This window comes from Bradyrhizobium sp. 35, assembly GCF_023073215.1.
Taxonomy (GTDB): domain Bacteria; phylum Pseudomonadota; class Alphaproteobacteria; order Rhizobiales; family Xanthobacteraceae; genus Bradyrhizobium; species Bradyrhizobium canariense_D.
In genome coordinates this window covers 1-18222 of sequence record NZ_JADPJC010000087.1, presented here as the reverse complement: position 1 = coordinate 18222, position 18222 = coordinate 1, and the positions used below count along the sequence as shown (strand labels likewise).

The following is an 18222-nucleotide window of genomic DNA, read 5'->3' as shown; positions in this document are numbered from 1 at the left end:
GATGGCGGATCTCGAGATCAACGATGTGTCAATGTCGTTTGTTGACCGTTCTGGCAAGGGGCTTCTTGCGCTGGATAGAATCTCGCTCGCTATCGAAGACAGCGAGTTTGTCTGCTTGATCGGCCATTCAGGCTGCGGCAAGAGCACGTTGCTAAACATTGTTGCTGGCCTTCTTGCGCCTACAAAGGGTGCAATACGCTGCGCCGGGACGACGATTTCTGGCCCGGGGCCGGAGCGCGCAATGGTCTTTCAGAGCCATGCTCTATTGCCCTGGATGACTTGCTACGAAAATGTTCGCCTTGCGGTCAAACAGGCCTTCAAGGGTGCCGCGGCATCCGAATTGAAGGATCGCTCGGAGCAGGCGCTGAAGCTTGTTCACCTGGAGCACGCCATCAACAAATACCCATTCGAGGTGTCAGGTGGAATGAAGCAGCGGGTGGGCATCGCTCGCGCTTTTGCGGTCGAGCCTAAGGTGCTGCTGTTGGACGAGCCGTTCGGCGCGCTCGATGCGCTGACCAAGTCGAGCCTTCAGGACGAACTGGTTCGCATCGTGGAAAAGACCCCGACCACCGTTGTAATGGTCACGCACGACATAGACGAAGCGATCTTCCTGAGCGATCGAATTGTCGCGCTCTCGAACGGACCGGCTGCGCGAATCGGCCGGATTTGGGAGATTGATACTTTGCGACCGCGGGACCGGCTCAAACTGGCGACCCACGCCGGCAGTCTGCAGTATAGAAAGGAAATTCTCGAGTATCTTTATCAACGAGAATGCGTGCCTCAGGGAATGGTAGAGCTATAACAGCCGAGATCGTGGCGGCTGGAGCGCGAGAGCGGGCTGCGCCCCGCGGCTTCAGGCACCGAAGGCACGGAAATCGCCTTCAGGCATCTTGAAAGCCGCCGTAGAAGGCTGTTTGATCGGGCGGGGGCGGTCACCCACCGTCGGATTTTCGTCGTTGGCGTCTTCCGGATTGGCACGCAGGAGCGAATGTTCGACTGGAACGACCTGAAATTCTTCCTTGAACTCGCCCGGCAGGGGCGGTTGATGCCGGCCGCGCGGCGCCTCAAAGTTGACCACACGACGGTCAGCCGGCGCATTTCAGAGCTTGAGCGAGATCTTGGTATCAAGATTTTCGACCGCAAGCCGAACGGGTTCGTGCTGACGGAGGACGGGCACAAGCTCTACCAAGAGGCCGAGAAAATTGAGGGCGCGGCCCTGGTGATATCGGAAGATTTCCGCGCCACGCCCGCCGAGCCCGCGGGTCGCGTCCGGCTGACGAGCATGGAGGGTATTGCCGCCTTCTACCTTGCAGAAAAATTGGTCCAATTCAATGATAAGCACCCGGGCGTTGTCGTGGAGCTTGTGACCGAAAGGCATCTGATCAATCTGACCAAACGCGCGGCGGATGTGTGCATCAGCTTCGTTCCCCTCGTGGGCCCCAAACTTTCGGTCAAAAAAGCTGGCGAGATCAAGCTTGGGCTGTTCGCGTCGTCCAGGTACATCGTGGAACGGGGGACGCCGGGCACCATGGAAGAATTGAAGCGTCACGATTTCATTGATTATGTCGACGATCTCGTGGCTATCCAGCCGGTGCAGTGGCTGCACGACGTCCTGGTGCCGGAGAGCGTCGTCTTTCGATCGACCAGCATGGCAGCCCAGCAGAATGCGATTGCTGTCGGGCGTGGCATAGGCCTTCTGCCCTTCTTCTCGGCAAAAAAGGATCCTCGCCTTGTATGGCTCAACGACTTCGAGTGATCGAATACGCGCAAGTGTATCTGCGGAGTTTCTTACGGTCGACGTCCTCCCGTGATGTACTAGAATGCCGGCGCGAGGGAGCGCTGCGATGGCTGACGACTTTACGTACAAGGTACGCGGCTTCTTCGGCCGAATTCCCTCTGAACCGCATCTGCTGACCGACCGCATCACGCCAGTCGAAGGCTGCATCGTGTTGTGCCATCTCGGTGTTCTCGATGTCACTCATGGGGATGATTGGACGCTGGAAATCGCCGGCCTGGTCGAGACGCCCGCGAGCTTCTCCGTCGGTCAGCTCAAGTCGCTTCCAAAGACCGAGGTGGTCTCGGTGCATCAATGTGCAGGCAGCCCGCTGGCGCCCGACAAGCCCACGCAGCGGGTCTGCAACGTGCGCTGGGCGGGCGTTCGTCTGGATCATGTGCTAGGATCAGCGGGCGTGGCGAGGAGCGCAAATTTCGTTTGGTCACAGGGGGCGGACTCCGGCGACTTCGGAGGCATCGCGTGCGGACATTACATCAAGGATCTGCCGCTCTCCCGGATATCCGACGACGTCTTGCTCGCCTACGAGATGAACGGAGCGCCGCTGCTTCCTGAGCACGGGTATCCGTTGCGGTTGGTGGTCCCGGGCTTCTACGGCACGAACAGCGTCAAATGGCTCCGCAAGCTCGAATTGCGCTCGGAGCGGGCTCCGGGCGTCTTCACCACCACATGGTACAACGACCTCGCGCCGAACGGCTCGACCCAGCCGGTGTGGGCGATCGCCCCCCAATCGGTCATCGTGGCGCCAGAGCCGAATTGTCAGCTCAGGCGTGACGAGGTTTTGCAGGTCTGGGGATGGGCCTGGGGTGACGACGGAATTGCGGCGGTCGAACTGAGCGCCGATGAAGGGCGGAGCTGGCAGGGATGCCGCTTGGAGAAGATGTCAGGACGATCCTGGACCAAGTTCACCTGTGATTGGATAGTAAAAGAGGGATGCTGCGGTCTCCTGTCTCGGGCGATCTCGCGATCGGGCGAGAATCAGCCGGCCGGCGGCCGACGCAACGCGATCTATCGCCCGCCGGTCCTGGTCGTCTGAAGACGCGCAACCGCTCGTGCAGATTTTCCGCATTCGCCACCCGCCGGCGAAAGACTAACCTGTGGTGCCAGAAACCGAGAGGATCGTCTCAAATGCCGTCGAATTTGCCGCGCTTCAAAGCTGCCGCGTGCCACACATCTTCAGTTTTCCTCGACGCGGCCAAAAGTGCAGACAAGGCCTGCGACCTCGTTGCCGAGGCGGCACGCGACGGTGCCTCGCTGGTTGCTTTCCCGGAATCGTTCATTCCCGGCTTTCCCGTGTGGGCGGCGCTGCAGGCGCCGATCATGTCTCATGATTTCTTCAGAGCGTTGTCGGCCCAGGCATTGCGGCTCGACAGCGCGGAATTGACAAAGGTCAGGATGGCGGCCAAGCGCCACAACGTCGTGGTCTCTATCGGTTTTACGGAAGGGACGGTTGCCAGCCTTGGCTGTATCTGGAACTCCAATCTTTTGATCGGCCAAGATGGATCGATCCTGAATCATCATCGCAAGCTCGTTCCGACCTTTTACGAGAAGCTGATCTGGGCTGCCGGAGATGCGCGTGGGTTGCGCGTCGCGCAGACCTCCATCGGCCGCATTGGCATGCTGATTTGTGGTGAGAATACGAATCCACTTGCCCGCTATTCATTGATGGCGCAGGGCGAGCAAGTTCATATTTCGACCTACCCGCCGATCTGGCCGACGCGTCCCTCCAAGGAGAAGGGGGGCTATGACCTACGCAGGGCCATCGAGATCCGGGCTGGAGCTCATTCGTTTGAAGCCAAATGCTTCAACATCGTTTCGTCCGCCTGCATGGACGTAGGTATGAAGGACGCGCTCGGACAGGCTAACCCCGCCATGCTGGATCTGATCGAGGGCACACCGCATGCTGTATCGATGATCCTCGATCCAACAGGGCAGATTATCAGCGAGGTCCTCTCAGACAGCGAAGGCATCGCATATGCCGATATTGACGTCGCGCAATGCGTCGAACCGAAGCAATTTCACGATGTCGTAGGCTACTATAATCGTTTCGATGTGTTTTCGCTGACGATTGACCGTTCGCAGCGCGAGCCGGCCGTTTTTATCGACATGGAGACAGGCGAGGGGGACGAACGGCCGGTCCAGTCCTCGCAGCAGGAGACGGTCAGACCCAGAGTGGCCGAGCTTGAGCGGGCAGTTGCGGACTGAGTGATCCATCAAGGGGGCCGAGATGAAGCGCGTTCTCAGCGAGCTGTTGGAGCAGTGACCGACAGAACTCGTGCGTTCCGCCGTCGGGTCCCTTTGAAGGTCGGCGCGCGAAGGATGTGATCATTTCGGGCGGTTACAACGTTCATCCGAAGGAGTTCGAATTCGAGATCGACCGCATTCCAGATGTGCTCGAAAGCGCCGTCGTCGGAGTGCCACATCCTGATTTCGGCGAGCGAGTTGTCGCGGCCGCCGTCCCGACGGCAGGAGGCGCTGCAGCGGAAAGGGATGGCGTGGCGGGTGCTGAAGGACGGCTGGTTCCCTACAACCTGCCGACAACGATTTCTGCGTGAGCGAGCTGCCCGGAATACGATCGGAGAGGTTCAGAAGAACGTGTTGCGCGAGTTCAGAGGGAAAAATGGCGGCCAGTCATTCTGCTCGTCTGGATCGTTGCAAAAACCGCAATGGTAAATTGAAGGAACATTCGATTATCGTCCGAATGGGAAATGATAAGTACCGAGACATCGTTTGAATAGCGAAAGCGAGTTGGGAATGTCAGCTACGATCAAGCTCTATGGCGGCAAATTGTCGGGACACAGCCACCGGGTCGAGCTCTTGCTCGGCCTTCTCTCGCTTCCCTACGAGTTGATCCCGACGCCCCCTGCCGAGCGAAAGACGCCGGCCTATCTCGCGATGAACCCGTTCGGGCAGATACCTGTCATCGACGATGATGGCACCGTCGTTGCCGATTCCAACGCAATCCTGATCTATCTCGCCAGGCGCTACGACACTACCGAGACGTGGCTTCCGGAAGATCCCGTTGGTGCGGCTGCCGTGCAACGTTGGCTGTCCGTGGCAGCCGGACAGCTCGCATATGGACCAGCGACAGCTCGGCTGGGCAAGGTGTTCAACTTGCCCGTCGATGGCCGGCAAGCGGCCGAGATCGCCAGCAGTCTGTTCAGCGTGATGAATGGTCATCTTGCGAAGCACGAATTTCTCGCGGCAACCCATCCCACCGTGGCTGATCTCGCTTGCTACAGCTACACACGGGCCGCTCCGGAGGGAGGCATTGAACTGTCCTCCTACCCGAACATTGTCGCCTGGCTGGGGCGGCTGGAAGCACTTCCGAATTTTCAGCGGATGCTAAGCGCGCCTGCGAGCTGATCGGCAAATCTTCTTCGAGGTGCGGTCATGACCAGCCTTTCCGAACGGAGCTCGTCTCCTTTTCACCAGGGTGAGATCGACGTGCAGCGACGCGTCGGCGTGGCCGACAGAATGAGCGAGCGCGGGAAAACCTCCATCCGCACATGGATGCCCGATCAGCACCGTGAATTCTTCGCAGGACTCGAATACCTCCTTGTCGGCTCGTCGGACCGAGCGGGCTGGCCGATCCCTTCGGTCCTGTTTGGCCCGCGCGGATTCGTCTCTTCACCGGATCCAGGACGGCTGCGCATCGAAGCGTTACCGAAAACCTTCGACCTGCTCGGAACGAATCTTTCCGTGGGCGCCAGCTTGGGAGTGCTGGGCATAGACCTGACCAATCGTCGGCGAAACCGCATGAACGGAACGCTGATCACCCTCGACCAGACAAGTTTCGAGGTGGCGGTCGTGCAGAGCTTTGGCAATTGCCCTCAATACATCCACACGCGCCATATCAGCGCGGCACCATCCGCTGCGCCGGAGCAACTCGGTCCCGGCGAGGTCGAGGCGTTCGCCGTCTTGGACGATGCGGCACGAGAGCTGATCCGCCAGTCGGCGACCTTCTTCGTCGCCTCATGTGCGGCTTCAGATGACGGATCATCGTTCGATTGCGATATTTCTCACCGCGGCGGTAAGCCAGGCTTCATTCACGTGGCGGATAACCAGATCACCGTTCCGGACTTTGCGGGTAACTCCTTTTTCAACACGCTTGGGAATTTTATGTCCAATCCCAGGGCGGGACTGCTTTTTGTCGACTTTGTCGTCGGCGATGTCCTAATTCTGCACGGGACGATCGAGTTGCTCTGGAATGATCCGCCGATTCAGGGCTTCAAGGGCGCCGAGCGCGCCTGGCGGCTTCATGTCACGGCCGGCCGGAGAGTGCGTGCTGCGGCGATCCCTCTCATCGGAGAGGTGGTCGAATATTCTCCGAGGGCGCTCACCACGGGAGCTTGGCCAAGAGGTGAGCGTTCCCAGTGACCCAATGGAGCTGATGAGAGCGAGCATGACAGTCTCGAGCGGCCGATGGAGATCGACAGGGCCAATCTGATCCCGGCCCGACGATTCTAGGGCGATATTCACGGATTGATCGGCCGAACTCACCTCTCTGGCGCGACTGCCAGAGTTCACCATTTGGGGGCCGGGCCAACTGGCGGGTTGGGAGGGCCGTGGAGCTGCCACGGCCTTCCATTCGGAGAAGATCAGGACATCGTCGGCATCACGAACTCGGCGCCGGCCCGGATGCCGGTCGGCCAACGGGTCGTGATCGTTTTCAGCTTGGTATAAAAGCGAACGCCCTCGGGGCCATGCATGTGATGGTCGCCGAACAGAGAGGCTTTCCATCCACCGAACGAATGGAATGCCATCGGCACCGGGATCGGTACGTTGATGCCCACCATGCCGACCTGGATCTGATGCGCAAACTCACGCGCCGCATCGCCATCCCTGGTAAAGATTGCGGTGCCGTTGCCGAACTCGTGCTGGTTGATCATGTCGGCCGCGTCGTCATAAGACTTGGCCCGGGCCACCACGAGCACCGGTCCGAATATCTCTTCGCGATAGATCTTCATGTCCGTGGTCGCGCGATCAAACAGGCTGCCGCCGATGAAGTAGCCCTTCTCGTAGCCCTGGCGATGGAAATCGCGCCCGTCCACAATCAGCTTCGCGCCTTCGTCAACGCCGGCGTCAATATAGCCTCGGACTTTGTCGAGGTGCTGCTTCGTCACCAGCGGGCCCATCTCGGCCTCGGGGTCGGTACCGGGACCAATGTTAAGCGCGCGGACCTTGGGCGCCAGCTTTTCGATCAGACGATCGGCGGTGCTGTCTCCGATCGGAACGGCTACCGAGATTGCCATGCAGCGCTCGCCGGCGGAACCATAAGCCGCGCCCATGAGAGCGTCGACGGCCTGGTCCATGTCGGCGTCAGGCATCACGATCATGTGGTTCTTGGCGCCGCCCAGCGCCTGGCAGCGCTTGCCGTGGCTGGTCGCCGTCTCATAGATGTATCGCGCAATCGGCGTCGAGCCGACGAAGCTGACCGCCACGATATCGGGATCCGTTAGGATGGCATCCACCGCTTCCTTGTCGCCATGCACGACGTTGAACACGCCGTCGGGCAGCCCGGCCTCCTTCAGCCACTGCGCAAGCACGAGCGAGGCCGAGGGATCGCGCTCTGATGGCTTGAGGATAAACGTATTGCCGCAGGTCAGCGCAACCGGGAACATCCACATCGGGACCATTGCCGGGAAATTGAATGGCGTGATGCCAGCGACCACCCCGAGCGGTTGACGCAGCGAGTGGCTGTCGACACGGGTCCCGACATTCTCGGTGATCTCTCCCTTGAGCAGTTGCGGCGCGCCGGTCGCGAACTCCACCACCTCCATGCCGCGTTGGATCTCGCCCCTCGCGTCCGAAAGCACCTTGCCGTGTTCGGCGGTGATCACTTGGGCAAGTTCATCGATTCGATCCTCCATGATCCGCAGGAAACGGTTGAGAATACGAGCACGGCGCAGTGGCGGTGTGTTCGCCCAGCCCGGGAAGGCCTTGCGGGCGGCTGCAGCGGCCGACCGCACGTCTTGCGTCGTGGCAAGTCCGAGCGTTGCCGATTGCTCGCCGGTCGCGGGATTGTAAACCGGCGCGGTGCGAGGGCCCCGGCTCGGCACCAGCTCGCCATTGATGAAGTTCAGAATAGTCACGGGCATTGGCTGCTCTCCCTAACATGATGCTTGATCGAGCCAGATATGCAGCGCATAAAAATGCGGCATCAACGGCCGAATTCGCGGCCCCGTTGTGCAGAAAGTGTAGTCAATGGATTGGGAGCGCGTTCGGATATTCCTAGAAGTGGCGCGTGCCGGCCAGATTCTGAAGGCCTCGAAAAGCCTACGGCTGAACCATGCAACGGTCGCCCGGCAACTGACCGCGCTGGAGAGTAGCTTGAATGCAAAACTGCTCGAACGACACACTACAGGGTGCGCGCTGACGGCGGCGGGCGAGGCGCTCGTCGCGGCTGCCGAGCGCGCAGAGAGCGAATTCCTCAAAGTGGGATCGAGCATTGGAGGCGCCGCCGAGGCCCTCACCGGAACCGTGCGCGTAGGGGCACCGGACGGGCTTGGCAACTACTTCCTGGCCGATCGGCTGGGCGCGCTGGCCGCGAAGCACCCGGGCCTTGTCATTCAACTCGTGCCGCTTCCGCGCACATTCTCCCTGTCAAGGCGCGAGGCCGACGTTGCGATCACGCTGGACCGGCCCAAGCAGGGTAAGCTGATCCTGTCCAAACTCACCGACTACACGCTCAGTGTCTATGCTGCTGATGCTTATCTCGCGCGCGAGGGTCCCATCAAGACGCAGGCCGATCTTGCCGGCCGCCTGTTCGTCACCCAGGTCGAGGATTTCGTCTACAGCAGGGCATTGGACTATGCCTCAGTGCTCGGCCGGCTCATGTCGCGACGCTATGAATGCGGTAGCGTCGTCGCGCAGATGGAGGCCGTTCGTGGTGGACACGGCGTCGGAATCCTTCATGATTACGTGGCCCAGCGCTATCCCGAATTGCAGCGTCTGCTTCCCGACATTCGTTTCGTGCGGAATTACTGGCTGACGTCGCATCCCGATACGCACGAAACGCGGCGGGTTGCAGAAGTGCATCGCTTTATCGTGGCATCAGTCAAGGCTGCGAGGTCGTCTTTCGAGGCTGCTTGAGCGCCACTGCCGGTTGCTCGGGCGGGGCTGTTTGGTTCGTTCCCGATCCGGCGCATTCCATGAACGCCCGCAGAGCGGAGGACACGAATGCGTCCTTGCGGTGAACGAAAACCGTGGTGGCCCTGCCGGTCCCCTTCGGCAGCGAATGCAGGCGGATCAAGCCCTGTCGTTCGGCAGAATCAGCGACGACGCGCGGCACCAATGACAGCCCGACCGAAGCCGCCACACAACCGATGATTCCGTCGAGCGTTCCCATTTCCATCCAGCGCAGGTCGACGAAACCACGATGCGCAAGATGTTCCGACAGGCGCTGTCGGTAGGAGCAGCCGGCACGAAACACGATCACCTTCCGGCCGCTTCCCGAAGCCAGGAATTTGCCGAGGGGTTGGGGGGACGTCACCATCGGCGGCGTGATCAGCACCAGCTCCTCCTCCACGATCGGTGTGCACGTCAGTTCCCCATGCGTGACCGGTGCAGAGACAAAAGCTCCGTCAAGCTTCCGAGACAATACGCAGTCGACCAGCGCTGCGGTCGGGCCCGTCTCGATTTGGACGTCAACATCGGGATAAGCGATGCCGTAATGGGTGAGCAACGGTGGTAGGCGTAACGCCGCCGTCGTCTCCATCGACCCAATACGCAGCTCGCCCCCCGGCCACGCCTCGTCCTTCACTGCGCAATGCGCCTCGGCCAACAGATTGCTGATGCGCTTGGCGTAAGGAAGCAGCCTGTTGCTGCTGATCGGAAGCCTCGAGACGACCACCGCGTTGCGATTGTCTCCGCTTCTGCCAAGGTTTGCCAACGCCTGTCCCCACGTCCAGCTCACGATCACGACCGGAAACACCACACGCTTCAAGCGGGCTTTAAATTCCATTACACGTCAAGAGCTGCTTACGAATGAACAGCAGCGGTGGACCAGTCAGGTCGGTGTCCCAGAAGCGCAGCGCAACCCAGGTGGCTGAGCCGACGGCATCTCCGGCGAAGTCGTCAGCATCCTGCCTCGATCAAGAAGGTCGTGAGCAACGTCGGCAACTATGTGACGCCGGCAGCCCGCGGCGATTGACGAGCAAAGTGCCGCGGCGAACGAGCTATCGACCAGCGCGCAGCGGCGTCGCTGCTGGGTTGGCGAGAGCGCCCTATCTCAGCTCCCTATTGATCGCGCCGGTTTCGGGAGACATGCGAGCGCAGGCTTGGTCAGGAGGCACAATTGCTCAAGACGCTTGATCTCGCGCGCCCAAGTCGATCACGTTTCGAGTGACGCGCTTTGACAGTCACACCACAGAGGCACGCGAGGCCACTAAAGCTCATGCTGGCGATGCTGGGGCGGAGAGCGCTGCCCGCGCAACAAGGGTGCCCGGCAAGCCGCGGGGCTATGTCCCTTGCCGATCGGCCCGAGAATTCTTCTACCCTATCGAGGGACACGCGATGATCCCCATCGCCAACACCATGCGCGCGCCCCGAACGACGGTGCTCCAAGAGACATACCAGATTTGCAATCACTCGCCTCGGCGTGACTTTGGGATCGCGCTCCGAAACTGCGACAAGCAGGCTGCACGCGCACAAATCCTGCAAGCTCGAAGACAACGAGGCTGTCGTAGAAGAGTATGCCAGCGCGCGGTAGCAGATTGAAATACGCAACTATTGCGTTTGATGTCCCGTCGCTTGATTCTCTCGCGATCGAAGGCCGCCGGTGTCGGCCGTGGAGTTGTCATGACAGCGGCTTTGGTCATCGCGCGAGTTGCACGCATTGTAAGGCTCACCAGCAGAGGTTCGGGCAAGTACAATACGCGATGTCCCCCGGCCACCCGTCGCTCGATCGAATTCGTCAGAGGTCCAGCTGGCTCGCGCTTGGGCGAGTGTTCGGGCTCTTTGAGCTCGCGAGTTGCTTCACCTCATCCGCTAATCTCGACCGGCGGCCTCGCCGCGTCCTCAGATGCCGCACGTTCTCTGCGCGGGAGCGCAAGAAGCAGCCAGATAGCTTAGCCGAGCCAACACACCCCTTGAACTGCGCATGCCATCCCGCGCCTGGAGAATTCATGTCTTCTGCAATCCGAACGCTTCATCTTGGGCTTAATCTTCACGGCGCGGGCGGACACGCCGCAGCATGGCGTTGGCCGAGCACCAATCCGAGCGCTTTCTTTGACATCGAGCATTATCTTCGCGCAGCGAAGGTGGCCGAGCGCGGCTTGTTCGACGCGGTGTTTCTTGCAGATACCCCGGCAATATCTTGGGATATTACCCGCCGACCGCCACTCAACGGGCTTGAACCTACGCTTGTTCTCACCGTAATCGCACGTGAGACGAAGCACATCGGACTGATTGCAACCGCATCGACGACGTACAATGAGCCGTACAACCTGGCGCGTCGTTTCCAATCACTTGATGTCATTAGCGGCGGCCGCGCCGCCTGGAATGCTGTCACGACCTCCAGCCCCGCGACGGTCGGCAATTTCGGTGGGCGCGAGCTCGGTCGCGAGGAGCGCTACAAGCGCGCCGAAGACTTCGTCGAAACCGTCCGAGGGCTATGGCTGAGCTGGGGAGATGGAACAATCGTCGGGGATCAGACCTCTGGAATCTACGCCAATCCCCAGTTTCGACTGCTCGACCCCAACACCAATATCTTTAGCGTCCGCGGTCCGCTCACGCACCCCGGTTCGCCACAAGTGCACCCGATCATCGTTCAAGCGGGAGGCTCGGACGACGGATTGCGGTTCGCTGCGCGCAGCGCCGATCTGGTGTTCGCTGCTGCGGGCGACCTGGAGACAGCGCTGCGCGAGGCCGGACGCCTGCGTGCGCTGTCGCATCAACTCGGCCGGCGGACGGCGCCGATCATACTGCCGGGCCTGGTCACCTTCGTTGGCGGCACGGAAGAGGAGGCGTATCGCCGCAAGAGAGCGATCGACGAATTACTCGATCTGCCCGGCGCGCTTGCCGCTTTGGCGCGAGGCATCAATGTGGCGCCCGAAAAGCTCAGCCTTGACAAACCCATTCCGGAGGAACTGCTGCCCGATCCAAATGATGTCCGATTTTCGGTCGGTCATCACCGCACCATCGAAAGCTTGGCACGCCAGGGCCGGACAGTTAGGGAGATCATAAGCAGCGTTCAAGGTTTCGGCCATCGCGTGATCGCGGGCGCACCGGAACAGATCGCCGATTCGATCGAGGCATGGTACCGCGCCGGCGCAGTTGATGGCTTCAACATCATCCCAGATGTGTTGGAGGATGGTGCGCCCGCCTTCATCGATCATGTCGTTCCAATACTGCAGCGCCGCGGACTGTTTCGCACCGAGTATCGGGAAGAAACCTTGCGTGACCGTTTCGGCCTTGCGCTCCCAGGGGGCGTTCCGTCGCAAGAGCGGGCGACCGCCTGATCGCCCGTCTGCCTCGCGGTTTCACTATCAATAGCTTGGAGTTCGATATGTCTCTGTCCGACACACAATCATCTGCGTTTCTCGCGGGCCGGCCACACGCTTACAGAAAGCAAAAGGCAGCAGCCATTGCAATCGCGCTCTCCACGCTGTCGCAGATCGCCTATGCGCCCAGCACTTTTGCTCAGGACGGTTCGAGCGATAGTACGAGGCGCGGTGGCATTATTCGATATGGCCACTTTCAGGAGCCGCCTTGCTTGTTCGGAGGATGGGTCCAGCAATGGTATCTACAGCGGCAATATAGCGACAATCTAGTCGCCCGGACCAAGGACGGGGAGATTGTGCCATGGCTGGCCACATCATGGACCATCTCCGACGACAAGAAAGTGTACACGTTTGAGATCAAGCCGAACGTGAAATTCACCGACGGGACACCGCTCGATGCACAGGCAGTTGCCGACAACATCAATGGCTGGCTCAGCACCAATCCGGACCTCCGCAATCCGACGGCCGCTCCTTACCTCAGCGACAACTTTGAATCGGCAGCGGCAATCGCGCCCGCGACACTTCGACTAACGCTAAAGGCGCCGTTCCAGCCGTTGCTCAATGTTCTGGCCCAGTCGTCCCAGGGCATTCTGTCGCCAACGGCGCTCAAGCGTGGACTTGCGGTGAACTGCGAGAACCCGGTCGGATCGGGTCCATTCATCGTCCAAAAGTGGAATCGGGGAAAAGAGGTTATATTCCGCCGCAATCCCGACTACAACTCCGCGCCGGCAACAGCCAAGCACCAGGGACCGGCTTACGTTGACGGGATCCAGTGGAAGTTCTTCCCCGATCAGACCGTTCGGTATGGCTCTCTGCTAACCGGGGAATCTGATGCAGCTTACGACGTTCCAGCCGTCGCTTGGAAAGATGCCAACTCGCGCTTCACTGTCTTGCGGCACATGACGGGTGGCACGCCCCTGCGCTTGGCGTTGTATACGGCTCGCTCGCCTTTTGACGATCTGCTCGTTCGCCAGGCGTTTGCCTATGCCGCCGACCGAAAAGCCGCGGTCGAGTCCTCGTTCCTGGGCTCCTTGCCGTTTGAAGGCAATGGCGCGCTAAGCCAAAGCTCGCCCGAATATATCAGCGAGCTTGCCCCGTCATACAGGTATGACGTCGGCAAAGCCAATCAGCTCCTGGATCAGGCAGGTTGGACCGAGCGTGACAGCAGGGGCGTTCGCCTCAAGCATGGCAAGCCGCTCGTCGTACGCATCTCCTATTCGAGTTCGTTCTTGAAGCCCGACGGTGAGCAGGCCGTGCAGGTGATCCAACAGCAGGCAAAGGCTGCCGGCTTCGACGTGCGGCTTCAGCCAACGAACCAGGCCGATTTCTTCGCCGGGAAAAATCTCGGTCCGAACGATTACGAGGTCGTCCTTCTCTACTGGGTTGCTCCCGGCGCTGAAATCTTCCGCATCTCCTGGAAGCCTGACCTTAATGGTGAGCTGAATCGCTTCAATCCCTCACGCTACCAGGACCGGGCACTGTGGGACATTATTCAGAAGGCCGAAAAACACTTCGACAATGCTGAGCGAACCGCGCTCTATCAGGAAGCAGAGCGCAAGATCGTCGCTGACGCTCCTGTCGTGGGGTTCGCAGTCCTTGACGTCACTCTAGCTGTGCAAGCACATCTAAAGGACATTTGGCTCGACCGCGGCTCCGTCGGCGAGCCGGTCTTCTATGATAGCTATTTCGACAAGAAATCCGCCCCGTGAAAGCCGCAGCCCGCAGACGGGCCGTGTGGTTCGCACATCGCATCCTGTCCGCCGCAGCGACCGTATGGGCTGCGGCAACATTCACCTTCCTTGTCCAATGTCTGCTGCCAGGTGACCGCGCCCAGATCATGCTCAACGTCGTCAGCGGCAATGTAGGGGCGGCCCCTCGACAAGAGCTTGCGGCAATCAACGCAAAATATGGCTTCGACCAGCCGATTTTCTTGCAATACGCGAAATACATCTCGGGAATTTTGCAGGGGGACCTTGGCCAATCCTACCACCAGCACCGGCCAGTGACAGCCATCATTGCCGAACAGATTGGGCCAACCGTCCTCCTTGCGGTCGCTGCGCTCGTAACCGCGTGGGTGATCACTATTTTGACCACAGTTTTTGCAGCCGGGAGAGATAATTTCTGGGCGAAGCTGCTGAGCGGGATGCAGGTTCTGTTGGCGACCGTGCCGCCTTACTGGCTAGCTACCATCCTGCTCGTCGTCTTTGCCGTACAGCTTCGCATCTTCCCTGTGGTGGGAGGCAATTCGGCGATCGGCCTCATTCTTCCGACCCTGGCGCTGGCGTTGGAACTGTCTGGGCTCTTCGGGCAAGTCGTTACGAGTGAGTTCACGCGTTTGCTCGAGTTGCCCTTTGTAACTTCGGCGCGAACGCGAGGCATGGGCGATCTCGGCGTGCGGTTTCGTCATGTCCTGCGCCATGCAGCTTTGCCAGCAATCACCTTGTCAGGCTGGGCGTTCGGTAAGCTTCTGTCCGGTGCCGTTTTAATTGAGGCCGTCTTTGCCCGACAGGGACTTGGCGGCGTCCTGGTCGCCGCTACATCCACGCGCGACGTTCCCGTCGTCTCCGGCGTCATTCTGGTCTCCGCTGGCCTGTTTGTCATTGTTAGCGTGACCGTCGATTTCGCCTACAGTATCGTTGACCCAAGGATCAAATTGGCATGACTTGCTCTGCCGCGCTACCAGACGTCCTCAAATCTCACTATTGGAAGGAAGCACTTTCAACGGCACAGGCAATTCCTTTGCGGGTTTGCTTGGCCATAACCATCGTTACGTTCTTCTTAACAGCGGCGGCCGCGCCCTGGCTGCTACAGACCCATGATCCGCTGGCGATTGACCTGACGTCCTCACTACAGGCCCCGTCGCCCAGCCACTGGCTGGGGACTGATCAGTCCGGTCGCGATTTATACTCCCGCATTGTTGAAGGGGCAGGGCAGTCCCTGACCATTGGTCTTGGCGCGACCGCGTTGAGCGTGTCAATTGCACTCGTTCTAGGGTTCACCGCCGGTCTTTGCGGCGGAGCTATCGATCATGTTCTCAGCCGTTTGCTCGACGCACTCTTCGCGCTACCGGTGCTTTTCCTTGCGCTTCTGTTCGTGGCCGTTTTCGGCACGACTGTGCTGACGTTGGTCATCGCGGTCGGGATCGGAACGGCCCCGGGTTATGCCCGGATGATCAGGGGGCAGGTCCTGTCTGTTAAGGGCGCAGGATATGTGGAGGCAGCCAAGGCGCTTGGACACCCTTATTGGCGTATCGTGCGAAGGCACATCCTCCCCAATGCCATGAACCCGATGACCGCGATGATCACGCTTGGCGTCGGCCAGGCCATCATCTGGGCATCGGGGGTTGCGTTTCTGGGGCTCGGTGTTCCCCCTCCCGCCCCTGAATGGGGGGCGCTCCTGAATGCTGGCCGCAACTACGTGATCTATGCGTGGTGGCTCGAGATCATGCCGGGTCTGGCAGTGGTGATCTTTGCTCTCAGCGTGACGGTGATCGGACGTTATCTGCAGAACCGCCGCGAAGGAAAGGGCTGACATGTTGCATGTTCTTTCTCCCCAGCCTCCTCAGCCAAGTCTTCTCAACGTAGATTCGCTGCGCGTGTCATTCGGACGCGACAATCCAAACGGCACGACCGTGCGTGGCGTGTCGTTCTCGCTTCGACCGGGGCGTTGCCTCGCGATCGTCGGCGAATCCGGCTCGGGCAAGAGCGTAACCGCGCGCGCTCTCGTCGGACTTGCCGGTCATGGCGCGCATGTTCATGCGCACGAGATGAACTTCACAGGGACAGACCTGACTGACCTCAATGAACGTTCATGGCGGCTCATCCGGGGCAAGAAGATCGGATTCGTGCTGCAGGACGCCCTTCTCTCGCTCGATCCACTCCGTCAGGTCGGCAGAGAAATCGGCGAGGGCCTCCTTCTCCATCGTGCTGTCCACTCCCGTGAGGAACTCAAACGCCGCGTGGTTGAGCTGCTCGAACTCGTTGGGGTTCCTGAGCCTGAGATCAAAGCCCGGCAGCTGCCGCATCAATTGTCCGGTGGCCAACGCCAGCGAGCCCTCATTGCGTCGGCGCTCGCACTCGATCCAGACCTCTTGATCGCCGATGAACCAACCACCGCACTCGACGTGACCGTGCAGGCGCAGGTGCTGGCGCTGCTGGAGGAAACCAAGGCACGGGGCAAGGCTCTGATCCTGATCAGCCATGACCTGGCGGTGGTCTCGCGCATGGCGGATGATGTTTTGGTCATGCGCGAAGGCGAGGTCGTCGAGCGTGGACCAGCTGCGCAGATCTTCGGCAACCCGCAACACGATTACACCTCGCAGCTCCTGAACGCGGTACCCTCGGGACGTCCCCGCGGCTCCCGTTTGTCGTCCACGGCGATTGCACGGCGACCCAAGTCTCTGAGCCCGCTGCAACAACAACCCTCGCCTAAATCCACTGCAATCATCCTCAGTGCGACCAATCTTGTGAAGCGATTCAACGGCCCTGATGGCGTCCCGCGGACGGTGGTTGACGGTGTGTCCTTCGAGCTTCGGTCAGGCGAAACGCTGGGCCTTGTGGGGGAATCAGGATCAGGTAAATCCACCACAGCCCGCCTGGCGATGGCTCTGGATACTCCCGACGAGGGAGCCGTCCTGTTCCAGGGAGAGGCGTGGAGCGAAATCGCCGAACGCAAGCGTAGGGCGCGACGCCGCTCGATCTCCGTGATCTATCAAGATCCGCTCAGCTCCTTTGATCCACGCTGGACCGTCGGCCGCATCATATCTGACAGCCTCCTTGATTTGAACACCGGGTCGGAGCGTCGCCTGCGCATTATTGAGCTGCTCGAGTCGGTGGGCCTATCGCCAGCATTCCTGGATCGACGGCCACTGGAGCTCTCGGGCGGCCAGCGCCAACGCGTCGCGATCGCGCGTGCGATCGCGCCAAAGCCAGCCGTGATCGTCTGCGATGAACCGGTTTCCGCTCTGGATGTCTCGATCCAGGCGCAGGTGCTCGATCTACTCGGGGATCTTAAGGCGCAGCTCGGTATGAGCTATCTCTTCATCTCGCACGATCTCGGCGTGATTCGCCATCTCAGCGACCGGGTCATGGTCATGCGCCATGGACGCGTCGTCGAGAGTGGCGATACGGATGAGGTTTTCCTCAATCCACGGGCCGACTATACCAAGCGTCTGATTGCTGCGGTACCTCGCCTCGTCCGACCAGTCGCAACCGATCGCTCCTCGAGCCTCGTCAGCGGAGAGGTCGCATGAATGCGCCAGTACTTTCGGTTAGGTTTAGCGTGGATTGGGGACCAATTGACTGCCGCCGAGACCGATGTCCCGCCAATCCCATCGGGGCTGCTGATACCTCTTGCCCGCAAACGGATCGGAGGATCCGTCTCAACCAATAGACGAGACCCCTCCTGATATGGTTGAGCCGGCTCATTGAAGGCGAGTATGCGCGCGGTCCAAGCCGCACAAGCTTCTCTAGAGTCTATGTTGCTTGCTGATTGCCATGCTGAGCTGCTGCCGGTTTGATGGACACCGGGTTAAGCTAATCCCACCTTGCGCTCGAACTCAACAGGGCTGAGGTAACCGATCGTCGAGTGACGTCGGGTCGTGTTGTACAACGACGTTTGAGAACGCCCACAGGACCGTTCTTCGCGAGGTTCTTTATCGGCATCATCCTTGGTTTGGGCGCCGAGTTTGCGTTCATGGGGCCATCGACAAGGCCGACGATGTCGTTTTTCGCTGCACCCTGGACGGATCGCAAGCAGACCGTTGGCTGGAAGTTCCCGCATGGATGTTCGACCGGACGGCATGCCATGACGCCGGGTTTCTGACAACTCAGCCGCTTGTTAGGATCGATGCACTTGCGGCGCTTTCTGCGCTTCTCGATGTAGCGTTGAAGGATCGAACGCCATCAGCTGCCCCGCTTTCTGGCG

15 protein-coding genes are annotated in these 18222 nt (G+C 60.2%); 13 read left to right on the top strand and 2 right to left on the bottom strand.

Going from position 1 to position 18222, the window contains the following annotated elements:
* The first annotated feature begins 1 nt into the window (after position 1).
* From IVB36_RS19350 to IVB36_RS19320, 7 genes are all read left to right on the top strand, one after another.
* Complete coding sequence (locus IVB36_RS19350) at positions 2–802, top strand: ABC transporter ATP-binding protein (protein WP_247369539.1); 801 nt, start codon at positions 2–4, stop codon at positions 800–802.
* Positions 803–988: 186 nt separating this feature from the next.
* Positions 989–1756, top strand: coding sequence for a LysR family transcriptional regulator (locus IVB36_RS19345; RefSeq protein ID WP_247392749.1), 768 nt, complete (start codon positions 989–991; stop codon positions 1754–1756).
* A gap of 88 nt (positions 1757–1844) precedes the next feature.
* Positions 1845–2828 (top strand): molybdopterin-dependent oxidoreductase, encoded by a 984-nt coding sequence (locus tag IVB36_RS19340; protein WP_247392748.1) that lies wholly within the window; start codon positions 1845–1847, stop codon positions 2826–2828.
* A gap of 92 nt (positions 2829–2920) precedes the next feature.
* Entirely contained in the window at positions 2921–3997 is a 1077-nt protein-coding gene (locus IVB36_RS19335) for a carbon-nitrogen hydrolase family protein (protein WP_247392747.1), read from the top strand.
* A gap of 116 nt (positions 3998–4113) precedes the next feature.
* Positions 4114–4347, top strand: a complete 234-nt coding sequence (locus IVB36_RS39950) for a hypothetical protein (RefSeq protein ID WP_247392746.1) — start codon at positions 4114–4116, stop codon at positions 4345–4347.
* Between the two features lie 199 nt (positions 4348–4546).
* Positions 4547–5158 carry a glutathione S-transferase gene (locus tag IVB36_RS19325; protein WP_247392745.1) on the top strand — a complete coding sequence of 204 codons (612 nt, stop codon included), beginning with the start codon at positions 4547–4549 and terminating at the stop codon, positions 5156–5158.
* Between the two features lie 27 nt (positions 5159–5185).
* The gene (locus IVB36_RS19320) at positions 5186–6172 is read left to right on the top strand and encodes a pyridoxamine 5'-phosphate oxidase family protein (RefSeq protein WP_247377013.1); all 987 of its coding nucleotides are present in this window, start codon (positions 5186–5188) and stop codon (positions 6170–6172) included.
* A gap of 221 nt (positions 6173–6393) precedes the next feature.
* On the opposite strand, the gene IVB36_RS19315 is transcribed toward IVB36_RS19320, so the two are convergent.
* Positions 6394–7893, bottom strand: a complete 1500-nt coding sequence (locus tag IVB36_RS19315; protein WP_247392744.1) for a CoA-acylating methylmalonate-semialdehyde dehydrogenase — start codon at positions 7891–7893, stop codon at positions 6394–6396.
* A 106-nt stretch (positions 7894–7999) separates the two neighbouring features.
* Between IVB36_RS19315 and IVB36_RS19310 the strand changes: the two genes are divergently transcribed.
* On the top strand, positions 8000–8887 hold the full coding sequence (locus tag IVB36_RS19310) for a LysR family transcriptional regulator (protein WP_247360738.1): 888 nt from the start codon (positions 8000–8002) through the stop codon (positions 8885–8887).
* On the opposite strand, the gene IVB36_RS19305 is transcribed toward IVB36_RS19310, so the two are convergent.
* Entirely contained in the window at positions 8853–9758 is a 906-nt protein-coding gene (locus tag IVB36_RS19305) for a LysR substrate-binding domain-containing protein (RefSeq protein ID WP_247392743.1), read from the bottom strand. The genes IVB36_RS19310 and IVB36_RS19305 overlap by 35 nt on opposite strands.
* Before the next feature lie 1162 nt (positions 9759–10920).
* Here IVB36_RS19305 and IVB36_RS19300 point away from each other — a divergent pair.
* The 5 genes from IVB36_RS19300 to IVB36_RS19280 are packed head-to-tail and all read left to right on the top strand — an operon-like array spanning position 10921 to position 17548.
* Complete coding sequence (locus tag IVB36_RS19300; protein WP_247392742.1) at positions 10921–12255, top strand: NtaA/DmoA family FMN-dependent monooxygenase; 1335 nt, start codon at positions 10921–10923, stop codon at positions 12253–12255.
* Between the two features lie 47 nt (positions 12256–12302).
* Positions 12303–14006 carry an ABC transporter substrate-binding protein gene (locus IVB36_RS19295; RefSeq protein ID WP_247392741.1) on the top strand — a complete coding sequence of 568 codons (1704 nt, stop codon included), beginning with the start codon at positions 12303–12305 and terminating at the stop codon, positions 14004–14006.
* Positions 14003–14959 (top strand): ABC transporter permease, encoded by a 957-nt coding sequence (locus IVB36_RS19290; protein WP_247392740.1) that lies wholly within the window; start codon positions 14003–14005, stop codon positions 14957–14959. Before IVB36_RS19295 ends, IVB36_RS19290 begins: the two co-directional genes overlap by 4 nt.
* Positions 14956–15828 (top strand): ABC transporter permease, encoded by an 873-nt coding sequence (locus tag IVB36_RS19285; protein WP_247392739.1) that lies wholly within the window; start codon positions 14956–14958, stop codon positions 15826–15828. Before IVB36_RS19290 ends, IVB36_RS19285 begins: the two co-directional genes overlap by 4 nt.
* A 1-nt stretch (position 15829) precedes the next feature.
* Positions 15830–17548 (top strand): ABC transporter ATP-binding protein, encoded by a 1719-nt coding sequence (locus IVB36_RS19280; RefSeq protein WP_247392738.1) that lies wholly within the window; start codon positions 15830–15832, stop codon positions 17546–17548.
* Positions 17549–18222: the final 674 nt, after the last annotated feature.

Bases quoted from the DNA above. Each gene is read 5' to 3' on its own strand.
- IVB36_RS19350 (WP_247369539.1), top strand. From the start codon at position 2: ATGGCGGATCTCGAGATCAACGATGTGTCAATGTCGTTTGTTGACCGT.
- IVB36_RS19345 (WP_247392749.1), top strand. From the start codon at position 989: ATGTTCGACTGGAACGACCTGAAATTCTTCCTTGAACTCGCCCGGCAG.
- IVB36_RS19340 (WP_247392748.1), top strand. From the start codon at position 1,845: ATGGCTGACGACTTTACGTACAAGGTACGCGGCTTCTTCGGCCGAATT.
- IVB36_RS19335 (WP_247392747.1), top strand. From the start codon at position 2,921: ATGCCGTCGAATTTGCCGCGCTTCAAAGCTGCCGCGTGCCACACATCT.
- IVB36_RS19325 (WP_247392745.1), top strand. From the start codon at position 4,547: ATGTCAGCTACGATCAAGCTCTATGGCGGCAAATTGTCGGGACACAGC.
- IVB36_RS19320 (WP_247377013.1), top strand. From the start codon at position 5,186: ATGACCAGCCTTTCCGAACGGAGCTCGTCTCCTTTTCACCAGGGTGAG.
- IVB36_RS19315 (WP_247392744.1), bottom strand. From the start codon at position 7,893: ATGCCCGTGACTATTCTGAACTTCATCAATGGCGAGCTGGTGCCGAGC.
- IVB36_RS19310 (WP_247360738.1), top strand. From the start codon at position 8,000: ATGGATTGGGAGCGCGTTCGGATATTCCTAGAAGTGGCGCGTGCCGGC.
- IVB36_RS19305 (WP_247392743.1), bottom strand. From the start codon at position 9,758: ATGGAATTTAAAGCCCGCTTGAAGCGTGTGGTGTTTCCGGTCGTGATC.
- IVB36_RS19300 (WP_247392742.1), top strand. From the start codon at position 10,921: ATGTCTTCTGCAATCCGAACGCTTCATCTTGGGCTTAATCTTCACGGC.
- IVB36_RS19295 (WP_247392741.1), top strand. From the start codon at position 12,303: ATGTCTCTGTCCGACACACAATCATCTGCGTTTCTCGCGGGCCGGCCA.
- IVB36_RS19285 (WP_247392739.1), top strand. From the start codon at position 14,956: ATGACTTGCTCTGCCGCGCTACCAGACGTCCTCAAATCTCACTATTGG.
- IVB36_RS19280 (WP_247392738.1), top strand. From the start codon at position 15,830: ATGTTGCATGTTCTTTCTCCCCAGCCTCCTCAGCCAAGTCTTCTCAAC.